Here is an 18,785-nt window from a genome sequence, read left to right on the forward strand (position 1 = left end):
AAAATTTAAGATTTAGAAGTCTAATGATTCAAGAGCATTTCTTAATGATTCTTCGATATCATCATTTATATCTTTTTCCTCACTTACATGCTGATAATTCTCAAAAGACGAACTGTCTATTCCAAATGCTGTAGCATCTGTAAATGCCATACCATCTTCAACCCCCAACTCTTCTTTTAGCTTCTCAATTTTAGCTGCTTCTTTTCTGACAGCCAGCCCTGTACCTGTAGGAATTAATCTACCAATTAGAACATTTTCCTTAAGACCTCTTAGTTGATCAATCTGAGAATTAATAGAAGCTTCTGTTAATACTCTTGTCGTCTCTTGGAAAGATGCTGCTGATAAGAAAGACTCAGTAGACAAAGAAGATCTAGTAATACCCATTAATACTGGTTCATATACAACTCCTTTTTTACCTTCTAAACTTAATTTATCATTCTCTTCAAGAATTCTAACAAGCTCAACCGTTTCTTCTCTTACAAATTTGCTGCCACCTTCATCTAGAATAACTGCCTTTCTAAGCATTTGTCTAACAATAGTCTCAATGTGTTTATCATTAATTACAACACCTTGCATACGATATACAGATTGAGCCTCAAAAAGGATATAGTCAGCAAAGGCTTCTAACCCTTTATATTTAAGTAGATCATGCGGATCCGTAGGACCATCCGCTAATACATCACCCTTAGAGACAGCCTCACCATCAAATACAACCAAATGACGAGATTTAGACAGTAATATTTCTTCAACAATATGACCACGCTTGTCTAAAATCTCTATTCTTTGCTTCTCTTTGGTGTCTCTATTACCTAATCTAACTATACCATCACAAGGAGAAAGTATCGCAGCTTCTTTTGGACGTCTTGCCTCAAATAATTCAGCAACACGAGGCAGACCCCCTGTAATATCTTTATTCTTAGACCCTTCTAGAGGAATTTTGGCAACAACATCTCCTATCGAAATTTGCATATCCTCAGTAACGTTTAACACTGCCCCAACAGCTAATGCTATTGATTTTAACTCATTACCATCATTGTCAACTATTTTAACTACCGGTTTTAAGTTTTTAGAAGTAATTCTCTGAGATAGCGACGTTATTTCAATAGTCTGCTGGCCAGTTAGGTCATCATAAGTATGTTTAGATGTAATACCATCAATAACATCCTCTAAAACAACCTTACCTGCGACATCTGTGACTATTGGCTGCGCATGAGGATCCCAGGTAGCTATCACATCACCAATCTCTACTGCTTTACCACTTGCTAGAGGAAGTACTGCACCCATAGGGATCCTGTGCTGCTCTCTAACCCTACCCATAGTATCAGAAACAATGATTTCAGCAGCACGTGATATTACAATGTCTTGGCCTTCTTTATTTGTTACTGTTCTAATATTTTTAAACTTGATTTTACCAGCAGTTTTAACTTTGATATCACTAATTGTTACACCTAAAGATGCTGCCCCGCCAGTATGGAATGTTCTCATTGTTAACTGAGTACCAGGCTCACCAATTGATTGAGCTGCAATTACACCTACAGACTCACCAACATTAACCTTTCTTTCTCGAGATAAATCTCTACCATAACACTTAGCACACAATCCTCTACGAGTCTTACATGTGATTGGTGATCTAACCTTAATCATATCAATACCATTATCATCTAATAGCTCTACTAAATTTTCATCTAATAAAGTATTTGCTTCTAACAATACGATACCTTTTTCCGTAACAACGTCAGCCGCTAATGTTCTACCTAATGCTCTTTCTGTAAGAGGCACTTTAACTTCACCATCTTCTACAATAGCTGAGAACATTAAACCATCATCTGTACCACAGTCTTCTTCAATGATTACTAAATCCTGAGCTACATCTACTAGTCTACGAGTTAAATAACCAGCGTTAGCTGTTTTAAGAGCTGTATCAGCCAAACCTTTACGAGCACCGTGAGTCGATGTAAAGTATTGTAATACTGATAAACCTTCTCTAAAGTTAGCTGTAATAGCCGTCTCGATCATCGTCCCATCAGGTTTTGCCATCAAACCACGCATACCTGCAAGCTGTCTCATCTGGTTATAAGAACCTCTAGCACCAGATTTAGCCATCATATATACAGAGTTAAATGATTCAATCTCTTTTTCTTGACCGCTAACAATAACTTTATCTTTAGATATAGCATCCATCATCGAAGCACCAACCTCATCTGAAGTTTTACTCCAAATATTGATTATATTATTGTATCTTTCATTCTCAGTAATAAGTGAAGACTGGTATTGCTCTGTTACATGCTTAATTTCTTGTTCTGCTTTTTCTACCTTAGTGTCCTTATCAGCAGGTATAGTCATATCATTTATACCTACAGAAATACCAGAAATAGTGGAGTATTTAAAACCAGCATACATAAGCTTATCAGCTAGAACGACTGTAGCTTTACCACCCAATACTCTAAATGCTTGGTTAATAATCTTAGAGATTTCTTTCTTAACTAAAACCTTATTAATTAACGAGAATGATAATCCTTCAGGTAATATATTGATAAGCAATGCTCTACCAACAGTTGTATTAACAACGCCTTTTTCATTATAAGTGTTACCTTTAGTATCAAATACTTGTCTATCCACTCTTAATTTGATTTTAGCATGGATATCTATAGTTCCAGAGTTATACGCTCTACTAACATCTTCATAACTTGCAAATAATTTACCTTCTCCTTTTGCTCCATCTTTCTCTCTTGTAATATAGTATAAACCTAACACTATATCTTGAGTAGGAGTGATAATAGGCTGTCCTGAAGCTGGTGATAAGATGTTATTAGTAGACATCATCAAAACTCTAGCTTCTAGCTGAGACTCAACTGTTAATGGCACGTGAACAGCCATTTGGTCACCGTCAAAGTCAGCGTTAAAAGCCGCACACACTAATGGGTGCAACTGAATAGCTTTTCCTTCGATAAGCTTCGGCTCAAATGCTTGAATACCTAACCTATGAAGTGTAGGAGCCCTGTTTAATAGTACTGGATGCTCATTAATTACAACTTCTAAAATATCCCAAACTACAGATTCCTCTAGCTCAACCATTCTTTTAGCTTGTTTAATAGTTGTTGCATGCCCACCAAATCTTAGCTTAGAGTAAACAAATGGCTTAAACAACTCTAAAGCCATCTTCTTAGGTAGACCACACTCGTGCAATCTTAAAGATGGGCCTACTGTAATTACAGAACGTCCAGAATAGTCAACACGCTTACCTAATAAGTTTTGACGGAAACGACCTTGTTTACCTTTAATCATATCAGCTAATGATTTAAGAGGACGTTTATTTGAACCTGTTACCGCCCTTCCACGTCTACCATTGTCTAATAAAGCATCAACAGCCTCTTGTAACATCCTTTTTTCATTTCTAACAATAATATCAGGGGCATTAAGGTCTAATAGCTTTTTAAGTCTGTTGTTTCTATTTATTACTCTACGATATAAATCATTAAGATCAGATGTAGCAAACCTACCACCTTCTATTGGTACAAGTGGTCTTAAATCAGGAGGAAGAACTGGTAAGACAGTCATTACCATCCACTCAGGTTTATTACCAGAAGCTTGAAAAGTCTCTAGAAGCCTTAATCTTCTTATAGCTTTTTCTTTTTTAGCTGCAGATTTGCTTTCTTCATATTCAACTTGAAGCTGCTCTATTTCTGATTCGATATCAGTATCAGATAATAATTCTCTAATAGCCTCTGCACCCATAGAAGCTTCAAACTCATATCCATAGTTTTCTAGAGCTTCTATGTATTCTTCATCAGTAAGTAATTGTTTTTTCTCTAATGGAGTCATACCAGGATCAGTAACTATATATGACTCAAAGTATAATACCTTCTCTACATTTTTAAGAGGCATGTCTAAAAACAAACCTATCCTAGAAGGTAAAGATTTTAGATACCAAATATGTACTACTGGACACACTAAATCAATGTGTCCCATTCTTTCTCTTCTTACTTTAGCTTGCTCAACTTCAACACCACAACGCTCACATACCACACCACGATGTTTTAAACGCTTATATTTACCACATAAACATTCATAATCTTTAACAGGACCAAAAATTTTAGCACAAAATAAACCATCTCTCTCTGGCTTAAATGTTCTATAGTTAATAGTTTCTGGTTTTTTAACCTCACCATGAGACCACGAGCGTATAACCTCTGGTGATGCTAAAGATATTTTTATAATATCAAACTTTTTACTATTGTAGTTTTGATGTAGGATACCGTTATTCACAGGTAGCTCTCCTATACTTTTATTTTAATAAAAAAAATAAGTTACTCTATTAAAGATGCTTATTCTTGCTCTGCTGAGTAGTCAAAATCCATATCTATACCTAACGCTCTAACTTCATTTCTTAAAACGTTAAAGGATTCTGGAACATCAACGTTCATAGTTAGCTTACCATCAACTATGTTCTTATACATTTTTGACCTTCCAGCTATATCATCAGACTTAACTGTTAGCATCTCTCTTAATGTATAAGCTGCACCATAAGCTTGTAACGCCCAAACTTCCATCTCACCGAATCTTTGACCACCAAACTGGGCCTTACCACCAAGTGGTTGTTGTGTAACCAAACTATATGAACCAGTCGATCTAGCATGCATTTTATCATCTACCAAGTGATCAAGCTTAAGCATATACATAAACCCGACAGTTACATGTCTGTCAAATGCTTTACCAGTACGACCATCAAACAATTTCATTTGACCATCTGTTGCAAAACCACCTAGTTGAAGTAGCGATTTAATATCTTCTTCTTTAGCTCCATCAAATACTGGCGTTGCGATTGGCACACCACCTTTAAGATTTTCACAAAGCTGTAAGATTTCTTCATCACTTAAAGCCTCTAAGTCTACTTTCTTACCACCAACAGTGTTATATACTTCATCTAAAGTCTTTCTAAGCTCAGCAGCTTTTCTAGTTTGATCTAAAGTTTTTTCTATCTTTTTACCCAAACCATAAGAAGCTAATCCCATATGTGCTTCTAAGATCTGACCAATATTCATACGTGATGGTATACCTAATGGATTCAAACAAACATCTACTGGAGTACCATCTTCCATGTATGGCATATCTTCAATAGGTAATACGCGGGATACCACACCTTTGTTACCATGACGCCCTGCCATCTTATCACCAGGCTGTATACGCTTTTTAATAGCGACAAATACTTTTACTGTTTTTAACACACCAGGAGATAGCTCATTACTTTGAGTTATAGACTTTTTCTTAGCCTCAAATCTAGCGTCTACTGCTAATTTTGCTTCATCATAGTATTCTTTAGTTTTTTGCACCTTAGTGTTTAACTTCTCGTCTTCAAACGAAATTTCTAACCATTTTGAAAAAGGCAGCTTTTCTAAAAACTCTTTCGTTAAAATAGCTCCTTTTTTAAGTCCTTTAGCTTTAAGAATCTCAGCACCCACAATATCCTTTTCAATAGATTGTTTAACTATAGATTCAATAACACTAAATTCTTCGTCAAAGTCTTTACGTGTTTTTTCTATAAGCTCTTTTTCTATTTTTAAAGCTCTATGACTCTTACCACCTTTATCATTTTCAAATACTTGAACATTAATAACTGTGCCTGAAGTGCCACTAGGCATCCTTAATGAACTATCTGCAACGTTTGATGCTTTTTCATTAAAGATTGCTCTAAGTAACCTTTCTTCTGGAGTTAACTGCTGCTCTGCCTTTGGTGTAATTTTAGCTACAAGAATATCACCAGATTCAACATTAGCACCTATATGGACAATACCAGATTCATCCAACTTAACTAAGCTACTTTCACTAACATTTGGAATATCTGCTGTTATTTCCTCTGGTCCAAGTTTAGTATCACGAGCAACGCAAGTAAACTCTTCGATATGTATGCTTGTATACTTATCGTCTTTAACAATTCTTTCTGACAATAGAATCGAATCCTCAAAGTTATAACCATTCCATGGCATAAATGCAACCATTAGATTATGCCCTAAAGATAATTCACCAAAATCGGTTGCAAAGCCATCTGCTAAGATATCACCTTGCTCAACTTTATCACCAACATTAACTATAGGACGCTGGTTAATACAAGTATTTTTATTTGAGCGTTTGAATTTAGTTAAACTATATATGTCTACTAATCTATTAGTTTTAGATTTTTCAGTATTTACCTTAACTACTATTCTGTTTGAGTCAACCTCAACAATCGTTCCTGGGTTTCTAGCAATAATACAGTTACCTGAGTCTCTAGCAACAATCTTCTCTATCCCAGTACCAACTAAAGGCTTCTCTGACTTAAGAGTTGGGACTGCTTGACGTTGCATGTTTGCACCCATCAATACCCTGTTTGCATCATCATGCTCTAAGAAAGGAATTAATGCTGCAGCTGCCGAAACCATCTGTTTAGCAGAAACATCCATATACTGAACTCTACTAGATTCAGTAAACATTGCTTCACCACCTGAACGACATTGGATCAATTCATCAACAAAATGGTTATTTTCATCAAGTTGAGTTGAAGCTTGAGCAATTACATAGTTATCTTCGTCAGTTGCTGATAAATACTCAATTTCATCTGTAACTCTACCGTTAACAACTTTTCTATAAGGAGCCTCTAAGAAACCATAATCATTTACCCTAGAATAAATTGCTAAAGAGTTAATAAGACCAATGTTTGGTCCCTCTGGTGTTTCAATAGGACATAATCTACCGTAGTGAGTTGCATGAACGTCACGAACTTCAAAACCAGCTCTATCACGAGATAAACCACCAGGACCTAACGCTGAAATTCTTCTTTTATGTGTAACTTCTGATAGTGGATTATCTTGATCCATAAATTGAGATAATGCTCCAGAAGTAAAAAACTCTTTTATCGAAGCTGTTATAGGCTTAGAGTTAACTATATCTTTCGGCATTAACTTATCTTTATGTACCAAAGACATGCTCTCACGGATTCCTTTTTCTACACGGTAAAGACCTATTCTAAATTGGTTCTCGACCATTTCACCAACAGAACGAACACGTCTGTTACCAAGATGATCTATATCGTCCACTTTTCCTTTACCATCACGGATCTTAATAAGCTCTTCAAGGACACCAACTATATCACTATTTTCAAGAGTATAAACGTCTTTAGAAACCTTGTCAGAACCTAATCTTGCGTTTAATTTCATTCTACCAATATCAGATAAGCTATATCTACTTTCAATAAAAAATAACCCTTCAAATAAAGCCTTTACAGATGCTGCTGCTGGAGGATCACCAGGTCTTAAAACCTTATAAATCTCAACCAAAGCTTCATCAGTATTTTTTGTAACATCATACTTAAGAGTGTCAGAAATATACCTACCTTTTTCTGTAGTTATAAAATCTACAACCTCTAACTCATACATTCCCGCTTTTATACAAGCGTCTAATAAACCTTCTGTAATATCATTATTTGCATAAGCTATAACTTCACCTGAATTCTCACTGATAACATCTTTTGCCACCCTAAGGGTACTCACCAGATCAAAGTCTATAGCTACAGAATCTATACCTGCTTCTTTTATTTTCTTAACATCTTTCGAAGTAATCTTTTTATTTTTCTTTGCTATTACATCACCTTTTGAATCTATGATGTCAAATTTTAGTAACTCGCCTTTTATTAAAGAAAGATCGCCCAACTTCAAGCCAAAATTTTCACCGTCAAATTTAATCGTTTTAGTAGTAGAAAAATGTTCTAAAATATCTTCTTGCGAATATCCAAGTGCCTTTAAAATAACAGTTGCACAAATTTTTCTTTTCCTATCTATCCTAGCCCAGATTATACCTTTCGAATCAAATTCAAAATCTAACCATGAACCTCTATACGGGATTATACGTGCAGAAAAAGCCCCTTCTTCTGTGTCATCTTTACTAAAAAATGCTCCCGGAGACCTATGTAACTGAGAAACGACTACCCTTTCAGTACCATTAACAATAAAAGTACCGTTTGTTGTCATTAGAGGGATATCACCCATATATACATACTCTTCTCTAATATCTTCAACGATTTTTTCATTTGGAAGAGCCTCTTTATTATAAACAACCAACCTCATCTTAACATTAAGAGGAGCGTCATAAGTAGCTCCACGAACCTGGCATTCGCTCTCATCAAATGTTGGCTCACCAATTTGATAATCAACATAATGAAGTTCATATTGTCCATTTTTACTTTCCACAGGAAAAGACTGTTTAAGCACCTGCTCCAAACCAGAACGTTCTCTACCTTTAGTCCCTTCAGGATTTAAAAATTTTTTATATGACTCTGTTTGAATGGAGAGTAAATATGGCACATCCAAGATATGAGGTAGTTCCCCAAACTCTTTACGAATTCTTTTTTTCTCAGCGTATGAGTAAGACATCAAAAAACCCTTAAGATTTTGTTTACACAAAATAAAAAGCAAACATGAATATATTTGCACCAACCTATGTATCTTTCAATACTAGAAAGACTAGAAGCCATATAAATGACCACTAGCCATAATTCCTAAAAATTACTTTTTATGAATATTATTATTTAAGCTCAACTTTAGCGCCAGCTTCTTCAAGTTGCTTCTTAAGAGCTTCAGCTTCTTCTTTAGAAGCAGCTTCTTTAACTGTAAAAGGAGTACCTTCTACAGCATCTTTAGCTTCTTTAAGACCTAAACCTGTAACACCTCTAACCGCCTTGATCGCAGCGATCTTATTTGAACCTGCATCAACTAAAACAACGTCAAATTCAGTTTTTTCTTCAGCAGCTTCAGCTGGACCAGCAACTGGACCAGCAGCAACAGCAACAGCAGCTGCAGCAGATACACCAAACTTATCTTCCATCATTTTAACCAAATCACACACATCCATTACGCTCATCTCAGCAACAGCATTTAGGATATCTTCTTTTGTTATAGCCATTTTATAACTCCTATTTATTTAACAATTAATTCTTTGTTTAGCTCTTCTAGTAAGCCAATGCAATTATTTACTATCTCCAACAGCAGCAAATACTCGTACCACCTGAGAAGGAATCTCATTAAGGGTACGAACAAACTTAGTAACCGGTGCTTGCATAACACTAAGTAATGTAGCAAGTGCCTCTTCCCGACTAGGAAGCTTAGCAAAGTCATCTAACTTTTCTGGACCAAACAGTTCACCAGACATAGCTAAATTTTTAACTTCAAAAGCCTTATGGTCTTTTTGAAAGTTTTTAAATAGCTTAGCTGCTGCACCTGGCTCATCCTTAGAAAGAGCAAGAACAAGAGGACCTTTAAGAGCATCTGATAAACACTCAAAATTAGTTCCTTTAATTGCTAAACGTGCTAAGTTGTTACGAACAACCCTTAAATAAACTCCTGACTCACGAGCTTGTTTTCTTAATGAAGTCATTTCATTAACAGTCAAACCACGATAGTCGGCTACTGCCGCAGACAACGCCAAGGACACCTGTTCAGCAACTTCAGCGACAATTGCTTTTTTATCCTCTATTCTAAGTGCCATAATCGACTCCTTATATTGTCTACACTTTTATTTAATTTAACACGATATTTAGACCAAAAAAGGTTGTCAACATCGTCTGCGTAGGATAAATATTAAGCCAAGCAAGCTTAGCTCCTACGGTCTTTAACGTTGTATTCACATACAACCCAAAGAAATTGCAAAGTATTATTCTATATACTTAAATCTGAAAAGTCAACTGCTATTCCTGGGCCCATAGTACTAGACACAGAAACTTTCTTCAGATATATGCCTTTAGAAACAGATGGTTTTGCTTTTTTAAGATCAATCAAAAGCTGCTCTAGGTTTTGTTTTAGCGCATCTGAAGTAAAATTAACCTTACCAATAGTTGTATGTATAATACCTGCTTTGTCAACCCTATATCTAACCTGACCTGCTTTAGCATCTCTTACAGCTTTAGCAACATCCATAGTTACAGTACCAACTTTAGGATTTGGCATAAGTCCTTTAGGACCTAAAATTTGACCCAACTGTCCAACCACTCTCATAGAATCAGGAGAAGCGATCACAACATCAAAATTCATATTACCTTTTTTAACCTCATCCGCAAGATCTTCCATACCAACGATATCTGCACCAGCTTCTTTAGCTGCATCAGCAGCAGGACCTTTTGCAAAAACTGCTACTCTAACACTTTTACCTGTACCATTGGGTAACACAGAAGCCCCTCTAACCACTTGATCAGATTTACGAGGATCAACACCTAAAGCAACTGACACATCCACAGATTCAACAAACTTAACTGAAGAAACATCTCTTAAAATATCAAAAGCTTCTGCTACAGGATATTTTTTTTCAGCATCTATCTTAGCTGCTATAGTTTTCATTCTTTTTGAAATTTTAGCCATTACGCAACCCCTTCTACTTTTACGCCCATACTACGAGCACTACCAGCAATAATTCTTACAGCAGCATCTAAATCAGCAGCTGTCAAGTCAGGATCTTTTACTTTAGCAATCTCTTCTAACTGCTCACGAGTAATAGTACCAACAAACTCTTTCGAAGGGTTTGAAGAACCTGATTTTATTTTGACAGCTTTTTTAATCAAATAAGAAGCTGGCGGAGTTTTCAGCTCAAAAGTGAAACTGCGATCGCTATATACAGAAATCTCAACAGGGATAGGCATACCTGGCTCCATACCCTGAGTTTTAGCATTGAATTCCTTACAGAATCCCATAATATTAACACCACGCTGACCTAATGCAGGTCCTATAGGAGGACTTGGATTAGCTTTACCAGCAGCAACTTGCAATTTAATAATAGCTTCTACTTTTTTCTTAGCCATTGTTTTCTCCAAAATTTAGGTTAATAGCACTCATATTATTTAAATATAAGCTCCCTATGACTTAGTTTATTTCTTAAACTAAGACTCTTTTTCAACTTGTGAAAATTCAAGCTCAACAGGCGTAGATCTACCAAATATAGATACAGCCACCCTTAACCTTGATTTTTCATAGTTAACTTCTTCTACCACACCAGTAAAGTCATTAAATGGTCCCTCAAGGACTCTAACCACTTCACCAACCTGATACGACTTTCTAAGTCTTGGCTCAATAGTATTTTTATTACCTTCCATGAAACTAAGAATCTTATCAACTTCTTGCTTACTTAATGGAATAGGCTTACCTCTTGAACCAACAACAGTTAATACTCTAGGAACTGACTTTACAAGCTGCCAAGCATCTGTAGTAAGGTCGGCCTCTACCAAAACATACCCTGGAAAATACTTACGTTCACTTTTACGCTTTTGACCTGCTCTCATCTCTACCACATTCTCAGTAGGAACAAGTATTCTACCAAAACTATTTTCCAAACCAGCTATTTTAATATTTTCTTCCAACTGAGTTTTTACTCTTTTTTCATAACCTGAGTGCACCTGCACGACATACCAAAGCATAATTGTAAACCCCTATTAACCTAGGAAATATTGAATAAATTTTTCAAATACCAAACCAAATATAGATATAAAGATAGCAAAAATGATAACCACCACTATAACCATAGCAGATATAGTCATAGTTTCTTTGCGTGTAGGCCAAACCACTTTGGACAACTCCAGTTTTGAAGCATTAAAAAAAGCCCGAAATCTACGACCCTGATTAGTAAACCTTGCAATAACTAGCGCCACAAGAACAACCACTACGGCAATTGATGTATTATAAGAACTATAATCAAAACCCCAAATACCTGAAGCCATAGTAACCATAACACCCAAAATCACAACAACGGTAGCAGCAAACCACAGCAAAACGTTAAGCGAACTTGAAATCCTTGTCACTTCTGTAGGTTTAGTAGCTCCACTCACCCAAACTTTATTAAAATTCTGACTCTTTTTCACAAGAATGATACTCCTTTAAAACGTAGGGTATAAAATAACACACAGAAAATATAATATCAAGAAAAATAAAAAAGACAGTGAGCAAAATTGCATCACTGTCTTAATTATTTGGCAGGCCAGGAGGGACTCGAACCCCCAACTTGCGGTTTTGGAGACCGCTGCTCTACCAATTGAACTACTGACCTTTTATTTTATTTTATTTTACTTTACAACTATTTATTACTCAATAATTTTAGCAACAACACCAGCACCTACAGTTCTACCACCTTCACGGATAGCGAAACGTAAACCTTCATCCATTGCAATTGGGTTAATTAGAGTTATAACCATCTTAATGTTATCACCAGGCATAACCATCTCTACACCTTCCGGTAGCTCAACAGCACCAGTAATATCTGTAGTACGGAAATAGAACTGTGGTCTATAGCCTTTAAAGAATGGAGTATGTCTACCACCTTCTTCTTTAGAAAGCACATAAACTTCAGCTTCAAACTTAGTGTGAGGCTTAATTGAACCTGGCTTACATAATACTTGTCCACGCTCAACATCGTCTCTCTTAAGACCACGAACTAGAATACCAACGTTATCACCAGCTTCCCCTCTATCTAGAAGCTTACGGAACATCTCCACACCAGTTACTGTAGTTTTTTGAGTAGGACGAATACCTACAACCTCAACTTCATCACCAACGTTTATAACACCACGCTCAATACGTCCAGTTACAACTGTACCACGACCTGAAATAGAAAACACGTCTTCAATTGGTAAAATAAATGGCTTATCAGTATCACGCTCAGGAGCTGGAATATAGTCATCCATAGCTTGAACTAGCTCAACAATCTTCTCAACGTACTTCTCATCACCTTCTAAAGCCTTAAGAGCTGAACCCATAATAATAGGAGTATCATCACCCGGGAACTCATACTGATCTAAAAGCTCACGCACTTCCATCTCCACAAGCTCTAATAACTCTTCGTCATCAACCATATCACATTTGTTTAAGAAAACTACGATATATGGTACACCAACCTGACGAGAAAGTAGAATATGCTCACGAGTTTGTGGCATAGGACCATCAGCAGCAGAACATACTAAGATAGCACCATCCATCTGAGCAGCACCAGTAATCATGTTTTTAACATAATCCGCGTGCCCTGGACAGTCAACGTGAGCATAATGTCTATTTGGAGACTCATACTCTACGTGAGAAGTATTAATAGTAATACCACGTGCTTTTTCTTCTGGCGCATTATCGATCTCATCAAACCTACGAGCAGAGCCACCGTTTTTTTCAGCCATTACCTTAGTGATAGCTGCAGTAAGAGTAGTTTTACCATGATCAACGTGACCGATTGTACCTACGTTTACGTGCGGCTTCGAACGTTCAAATTTTTCTTTAGCCATTCTTTTATTACTCCATTTTTTTTCAACAAAAAATAAAAAACCAATAATATGGTGCTCACAACCAGACTTGAACTGGTGACCTCTCCCTTACCAAGGGAGTGCTCTACCACCTGAGCCATGCGAGCTTAAATTTTATAACCACGTTTAGGGTGGAGCGGGTGATGGGAATCGAACCCACGCTATCGGCTTGGAAGGCCGAAGTTCTACCATTGAACTACACCCGCATGGTGGAGGGAGCAGGATTCGAACCTGCGAAGGCTGAGCCGTCAGATTTACAGTCTGATCCCTTTGGCCGCTCGGGAATCCCTCCCCTAAAACTTTCTAGAATACTATAAAGTCTATTTGAATAAAAATCAAGCTTTTTGTGCTTGAATCTATAAAGCTTTTTAAGAAAATAACTACTTTAAAATTTTTCTTAAAGAACTAATCACATACTACTACGTTTAAAAATTAATGTAAATATTATTTTGTTATAAAAGGCTTATTTACTAGAAAACCTAGTAATTACTTTTGACATAACCATATTATTTACAATCACAATCTCATCACCAGTTTCGCTACTAAGCTTTGTATACAAAAAGCCTATAGATTTAACAGCACCTACTGAACCCCCTATATCAACGTTATCACCAATCTCAAAGGGTTTACTAAAAGCAAGCATTATGCCAGAGGCGAAAATACTATAAGATGCCTTTAAAGACATTGATATACCAAAAACGATACCCGTCAAAACACCAGTTATAGGAGAAATTGGGACACCTAATTTTGCCAAAGCTACCACAACAACTAAAATTAAAAAAATTACATAGATTAAACTTGCTAGAAACTGAGAGACTGTATTGTCATACTTTTTTAACAAGTTATAAGTTAATGATTTAACATACTTGGATAAGAGTAAACCTGCCACTAGTATAACCAGTGCTACAACCGCATTAGTCCAAAAAAAATTGTCAAAATACTTAATCATTTACTCTCCTCCTATTATAAACTCTCTTTGCTTTGATAAGTATGCAGATTGACATTATACTTATAATAGTTGAAATAATAGCTGGTATCATCGTTTCAACGGTTATAGACTCACCTGTAATAAACGATAATATGTAATAAACAGAAACCATATTTTCAATTATAAACAAAGCCATGCATATTGCAAAAACATATATACATACTACAAACCTAAATAAAAATGCTGTTAATCCAAGTAGTAACAATACAGGATAAACAATTATCTGTAACGCTTCTATAAATAGCTGACTGGCATCATAAATACACTCAAAATTATAATCAACAGTCAAAACATAAATGATTGAAAACACAATAAAGCTTGCCAAAAACATTGGTGTATCATTATTTATAAGCTTATCATTAAAGATAATTTCCTCACCCTTAGATTTTGAGAACAATAAACCCACCACTGTCAAAAACCCAGCACCTGAAATAAAACCATCATAAGAAAAAGTATTTTCCAAATATAAATGATGAATAACGTATCCATACCCGCCCAATACAAATAGAAAAATAGCAAAACAAACCCAGAATGCCACATCCCAATTTTTCTTATACATAAAAATTTGAGCTAAAATAACACAACAAAAGAATAATAAAATAGATAAAATAAGCCTTAAAATCTCATCTGCAAACATAGGTACATATGTAAAATCACACATTTTATTATCAAAACACTCCTTTTGATTTCAATAATAAATAAAATATTGTCGCTATTATACTACCAACAATAGGTCCTAGAATTGGTACCCACACATAGCCCCAATGAGAGGGACCTTTACCCTGTATAGGCATAATAGCATGAAACAATCTTGGACCAAAATCTCTAGCTGGATTAATAGCATACCCAGTAGTACCACCTAAAGATAAACCTATAGCTATAACGACAAATGCCACTGGGATACCGCCTAAAGCTCCCATATTAATTGCATAAGCTGTTGTTATATTAGAATCTCCAACCTGTATTACAACCCCATGCATAGCCAATATAGCAAACACTAACACAAAGGTTCCTATAACTTCACTCATAAAATTAGAAGGTAGATGTTTAATCGCTGGAGACGTGCAAAATGTCGCCAACTTTAAATCCGCATCAGTTGTAGCAGAATAGTGAGGATAATACATAATCCATACCAGAAATTGACCAATCATAGCACCCATAACTTGGCAAATAATATAAGGAGCTACCCAGTTCCATGAGAATTTCCCAGCTATTGCTAGTGAAAGTGTAACAGCTGGATTCATATGAGCCCCACTAATAGGGCCAGCAACCAAGATACCTATAAAAACAGCAAGTCCCCAAGCAAAAGTAATAACAATCCAGCCACTGTTATGTGATTTTGTCTTATTTAAAACTACACCTGCAACTACGCCATTACCCAAAAGGATAAGAATCATAGTTCCTACAATTTCTGCTACACATGCTGCCAACATAATTAGTCCTACCCAAATAATTCCTGCACATCAAAATTTTTAGAAAACTCTATAAACTCCTCTACCTGCTCACTCTGCCAAGCTTTATCTTTTCCAAGCTCTTTAGCCATAAGCTCAGCAACTATAGGCGCTGCTTTGATACTTGCTTTAATATCTAAAAAAGCAGCTCGTGTACGCCGCGCTAACACATCTTCAACTGTTTTAGCTTTTTCACTTCTTACATGGTAAACGACTTCTGCCTGATAGTATGGTAAATCGCTATGCAATAGCTCATAGTTATTCATTTCTTGCTGAATTGCTTTAATATCATCAGCATTTTTTCCATAAACTTTTAGTGGATAACTCTCTTTAGACTCAACAGCATCAATCAATAATTCTTCAGAGGTTTTAGAAGGTTTTTGCGCAATTTTACCACTTTCAATATAATCTAAAGTGTCCTGCCCCATACGTCTAAATATAGTCCACTTACCTCCTACTACCGTAATCAAACCATCTGCAGACTCAATAATCTCATGCTTGCGAGAAATATTGGCCGTTTTTTTATTTTTTTTAGGCGAAACTAACGGACGCTGACCACAGTATACTGACTTTATATCTGCAATAGTTGCTTTTTGCTTAGCATATTGGTTAAAGGTTTCTAAAATAAACTCAATTTCTTGTTTATCAGCTTTTGGTTCAATATTGGGAACCTCTTTTTTAATATCCGTAGTACCAACTATCAAATGGTCATGCCACGGCAAAATAAATAACACTCTGCCATCTTCTGTTTCTGGAATTAAAATAGCATGCTTGGTTGGAAACTTCTCTCGATCAAAAACTATATGGGTTCCTTGAGCAACAGAAACGTATTTATGTGCCTCTTTTCGACCCGCTAAACTCATAATAGTATCGCAAAAAGTCCCAGTAGCATTAATAATATGACTTGCCTTAAACTCTCTTTTTTCCTGAGTTAATTTATCAGTAGCCAACACAGTGTCTAATTTTGAATTTGTTGAACTGTAGATTTTTTCAACTTTATGGTAATTTAAGGCTACACCTCCCTTTGACTCAAAAGTTTTCATTAAAGAGATCAAAAGTCTAGTATCATCAAACTGACCATCATAATACACCAAGCTTTTTTTAAGTTTAGAACTTTCTATATTTGATAGCTCTGCTAAAGTTTGTTGCTTGTTTAGATTATAGCTCTTACCAATCTTGTATTTACCTGACAAAAACTCATATAACTTAACTCCTATTGTGTATTTAATAGTTTCAAAATAACTACGTGTAGGGATAAGATAAGATTGTTTATGAGTCAAATGTGGGGCATTATGTAAAAATGAAAACCTCTCTTCTAAGCCTTCCTTAACTAATGCAAAATCAAAATTCTCTAAATACCTCAAGCCACCGTGAATAAGCTTAGTAGACTTTGAAGATGTTCCCTTACCAAAATCATACGCTTCTAAAAGTAAAGTTTTATAACCACGTGAAACAGCCTCTATAGCACAACCAAACCCAGTCGCACCACCACCAATTATTATTATGTCGTAATTATTCTCCATTTTATTCAGCCCAAGCCTTACTTCTTTCTACTGCCTTTTTCCAACCCTTATAGTCATGAGCAACTGTTTTAGGATCTTTTTGTGGCTCAAAGATTTTCTCGGTAGTCAATATAGTTTTCAGCTCTTCTTTATTTTCCCAAAAGCCAACTGCTAGACCTGCTAAAAAAACTGCTCCTAAACCTGTAATTTCATTGATTTTTGGTTTTGAAATTTCAGACTGAAGAATATCTGACTGGAATTGCATTAAGAAATTATTCTGCACAGCTCCACCATCTACACGTAAGCCAGCTAAATCTAATCCTGTATCATCTTTCATACAATCTAAAACGGCTTTTGCTTGGTACGCTATAGCTTCAAGAGCAGCCCTAATAATATGCTCTCTCTTAGTGTCTCTAGTGATACCAACTATAGTGCCACGAGCATACATATCCCAATACGGAGTACCTAAGCCAACGAATGCTGGTACTAAATATACCCCGTTAGTAGAATCAATTTTGGTTGCATAATACTCACTATCTTCTGCTGAACGAATAAGACCCAAACCATCTCTAATCCACTGAATAACAGCTCCTGCAATAAACACACTACCTTCTAAAGCATAAGTTGGTTTACCATTTTCACCCCACGCGATAGTTGTTAGAAGTCCAGCATCAGAAAATACTGGCTTATCACCAACATTCATAAGTGCAAAACAGCCTGTGCCATAAGTATTTTTAGCCATACCCTTCTCAAAACAGCAATGGCCAAATAAAGCAGCATGCTGATCTCCAGCCACGCCAGCTATTGGAATTTTAGCTCCTGCTAGAGTTTTTTCATCCGTGTAACCGTAGATTTCACTTGAATTTTTCACCTCTGGTAACATAGACGCTGGAATATCTAAACGCTCTAAAATCTTCTTATCCCACTCTAGCGTATTAATGTTAAAAAGCATAGTACGTGAAGCATTACTATAATCGGTTGCATGAATTTTACCACGCGTCATATTCCAAATAAGCCAAGTATCTATAGTACCCATTAGAAGCTTACCAGCATTAGCTTTTTCTCTTGCACCCTCAACATTATCCAAAATCCACTTAACTTTTGTACCAGAAAAATATGCATCTACTACTAAGCCAGTATTTTCTTTAATGTATTTAACTAGTTTCGGATCTTTTTTAATTTCATCACAAATATACGAAGTACGGCGACACTGCCAAACTATAGCATTATAAACAGGGTCACCAGTTTCTTTATCCCAAACAACAACCGTTTCACGCTGATTTGTAATACCTATGGCTGCAATTTGCTCTGGCTTAACTCTTCCAGACTCAAGAACTTCTCTAACAACACCGCTTTGTGTTCCCCATATTTCCATAGGATCATGCTCAACCCAACCACTTTTGGGGTAAATCTGAGTAAACTCTTTTTGAGCAATTTTTCTGATATTACCATTTTTATCAAAGATAATTGCTCGTGAACTAGTTGTGCCTTGATCAACAGCTAAAACAAATTTTTCTGACATTGTTATTTTCAACACTTAGAATTTATATAGA

Annotated in this window: 14 protein-coding genes and 4 tRNA genes; all 18 read right to left on the minus strand. The window is 36.0% G+C overall.

Features of this window, described 5'->3' with window-relative positions:
* Window positions 1-12: 12 nt before the first annotated feature.
* Complete coding sequence (gene rpoC, locus FRA_RS06615) at window positions 13-4,266, minus strand: DNA-directed RNA polymerase subunit beta' (RefSeq protein ID WP_035720131.1); 4,254 nt, start codon at window positions 4,264-4,266, stop codon at window positions 13-15.
* Window positions 4,267-4,325: 59 nt separating this feature from the next.
* Window positions 4,326-8,402: a DNA-directed RNA polymerase subunit beta gene (gene rpoB, locus FRA_RS06620; protein WP_035720132.1), complete on the minus strand. Its 4,077-nt coding sequence runs from the start codon at window positions 8,400-8,402 to the stop codon at window positions 4,326-4,328.
* A gap of 151 nt (window positions 8,403-8,553) precedes the next feature.
* On the minus strand, window positions 8,554-8,931 hold the full coding sequence (gene rplL / locus FRA_RS06625) for a 50S ribosomal protein L7/L12 (protein WP_035720133.1): 378 nt from the start codon (window positions 8,929-8,931) through the stop codon (window positions 8,554-8,556).
* Window positions 8,932-8,994: 63 nt separating this feature from the next.
* Window positions 8,995-9,513, minus strand: coding sequence for a 50S ribosomal protein L10 (gene rplJ, locus FRA_RS06630; RefSeq protein ID WP_035720135.1), 519 nt, complete (start codon window positions 9,511-9,513; stop codon window positions 8,995-8,997).
* Window positions 9,514-9,683: 170 nt separating this feature from the next.
* Entirely contained in the window at window positions 9,684-10,379 is a 696-nt protein-coding gene (gene rplA, locus FRA_RS06635) for a 50S ribosomal protein L1 (protein ID WP_035720137.1), read from the minus strand.
* The gene (rplK, locus tag FRA_RS06640; protein WP_035720138.1) at window positions 10,379-10,816 is read right to left on the minus strand and encodes a 50S ribosomal protein L11; all 438 of its coding nucleotides are present in this window, start codon (window positions 10,814-10,816) and stop codon (window positions 10,379-10,381) included. Before rplK ends, rplA begins: the two co-directional genes overlap by 1 nt.
* Window positions 10,817-10,894: 78 nt before the next feature.
* Window positions 10,895-11,428 carry a transcription termination/antitermination protein NusG gene (gene nusG, locus FRA_RS06645; protein WP_035720141.1) on the minus strand — a complete coding sequence of 178 codons (534 nt, stop codon included), beginning with the start codon at window positions 11,426-11,428 and terminating at the stop codon, window positions 10,895-10,897.
* A 15-nt stretch (window positions 11,429-11,443) separates the two neighbouring features.
* Window positions 11,444-11,869 carry a preprotein translocase subunit SecE gene (gene secE / locus FRA_RS06650; RefSeq protein ID WP_035720143.1) on the minus strand — a complete coding sequence of 142 codons (426 nt, stop codon included), beginning with the start codon at window positions 11,867-11,869 and terminating at the stop codon, window positions 11,444-11,446.
* Window positions 11,870-11,978: 109 nt separating this feature from the next.
* Window positions 11,979-12,054, minus strand: a tRNA-Trp gene (locus FRA_RS06655).
* A 34-nt stretch (window positions 12,055-12,088) separates the two neighbouring features.
* Window positions 12,089-13,273 (minus strand): elongation factor Tu, encoded by a 1,185-nt coding sequence (gene tuf / locus FRA_RS06660; protein WP_039123801.1) that lies wholly within the window; start codon window positions 13,271-13,273, stop codon window positions 12,089-12,091.
* A gap of 49 nt (window positions 13,274-13,322) precedes the next feature.
* Window positions 13,323-13,398, minus strand: a tRNA-Thr gene (locus tag FRA_RS06665).
* A gap of 25 nt (window positions 13,399-13,423) precedes the next feature.
* A tRNA-Gly gene (locus FRA_RS06670) sits at window positions 13,424-13,497 on the minus strand.
* 1 nt (window position 13,498) lies between these two features.
* Window positions 13,499-13,583: transfer RNA gene (locus FRA_RS06675), tRNA-Tyr, on the minus strand.
* Between the two features lie 171 nt (window positions 13,584-13,754).
* Entirely contained in the window at window positions 13,755-14,240 is a 486-nt protein-coding gene (locus FRA_RS06680) for a mechanosensitive ion channel family protein (protein WP_035720155.1), read from the minus strand.
* Window positions 14,233-14,940 carry a hypothetical protein gene (locus tag FRA_RS06685; RefSeq protein ID WP_035720156.1) on the minus strand — a complete coding sequence of 236 codons (708 nt, stop codon included), beginning with the start codon at window positions 14,938-14,940 and terminating at the stop codon, window positions 14,233-14,235. The genes FRA_RS06680 and FRA_RS06685 overlap by 8 nt, the downstream gene beginning before the upstream one ends.
* 7 nt (window positions 14,941-14,947) lie before the next feature.
* Window positions 14,948-15,712, minus strand: a complete 765-nt coding sequence (locus FRA_RS06690) for an MIP/aquaporin family protein (protein WP_035720158.1) — start codon at window positions 15,710-15,712, stop codon at window positions 14,948-14,950.
* 8 nt (window positions 15,713-15,720) lie between these two features.
* Window positions 15,721-17,253, minus strand: coding sequence for a glycerol-3-phosphate dehydrogenase/oxidase (locus tag FRA_RS06695; protein WP_035720159.1), 1,533 nt, complete (start codon window positions 17,251-17,253; stop codon window positions 15,721-15,723).
* 1 nt (window position 17,254) lies between these two features.
* A complete protein-coding gene (gene glpK / locus FRA_RS06700; RefSeq protein WP_035720161.1) occupies window positions 17,255-18,754 on the minus strand; it encodes a glycerol kinase GlpK in 1,500 nt (499 codons plus the stop codon).
* Between the last annotated feature and the right edge of the window lie 31 nt (window positions 18,755-18,785).

Origin of the sequence: Allofrancisella heilbronnii (genome assembly GCF_000710735.2) — a bacterium.
GTDB classification, from domain to species: Bacteria; Pseudomonadota; Gammaproteobacteria; order Francisellales; family Francisellaceae; genus Francisella; species Francisella frigidaquae.

What these genes read in the sequence shown, in the direction of transcription:
- rpoB (WP_035720132.1), bottom strand. Translation starts at nt 8,402, where the DNA reads ATGTCTTACTCATACGCTGAGAAAAAAAGAATTCGTAAAGAGTTTGGG.
- rplL (WP_035720133.1), bottom strand. Translation starts at nt 8,931, where the DNA reads ATGGCTATAACAAAAGAAGATATCCTAAATGCTGTTGCTGAGATGAGC.
- rplJ (WP_035720135.1), bottom strand. Translation starts at nt 9,513, where the DNA reads ATGGCACTTAGAATAGAGGATAAAAAAGCAATTGTCGCTGAAGTTGCT.
- rplA (WP_035720137.1), bottom strand. Translation starts at nt 10,379, where the DNA reads ATGGCTAAAATTTCAAAAAGAATGAAAACTATAGCAGCTAAGATAGAT.
- rplK (WP_035720138.1), bottom strand. Translation starts at nt 10,816, where the DNA reads ATGGCTAAGAAAAAAGTAGAAGCTATTATTAAATTGCAAGTTGCTGCT.
- nusG (WP_035720141.1), bottom strand. Translation starts at nt 11,428, where the DNA reads ATGCTTTGGTATGTCGTGCAGGTGCACTCAGGTTATGAAAAAAGAGTA.
- tuf (WP_039123801.1), bottom strand. Translation starts at nt 13,273, where the DNA reads ATGGCTAAAGAAAAATTTGAACGTTCGAAGCCGCACGTAAACGTAGGT.
- FRA_RS06680 (WP_035720155.1), bottom strand. Translation starts at nt 14,240, where the DNA reads ATGATTAAGTATTTTGACAATTTTTTTTGGACTAATGCGGTTGTAGCA.
- FRA_RS06685 (WP_035720156.1), bottom strand. Translation starts at nt 14,940, where the DNA reads ATGTGTGATTTTACATATGTACCTATGTTTGCAGATGAGATTTTAAGG.
- FRA_RS06690 (WP_035720158.1), bottom strand. Translation starts at nt 15,712, where the DNA reads ATGTTGGCAGCATGTGTAGCAGAAATTGTAGGAACTATGATTCTTATC.
- FRA_RS06695 (WP_035720159.1), bottom strand. Translation starts at nt 17,253, where the DNA reads ATGGAGAATAATTACGACATAATAATAATTGGTGGTGGTGCGACTGGG.
- glpK (WP_035720161.1), bottom strand. Translation starts at nt 18,754, where the DNA reads ATGTCAGAAAAATTTGTTTTAGCTGTTGATCAAGGCACAACTAGTTCA.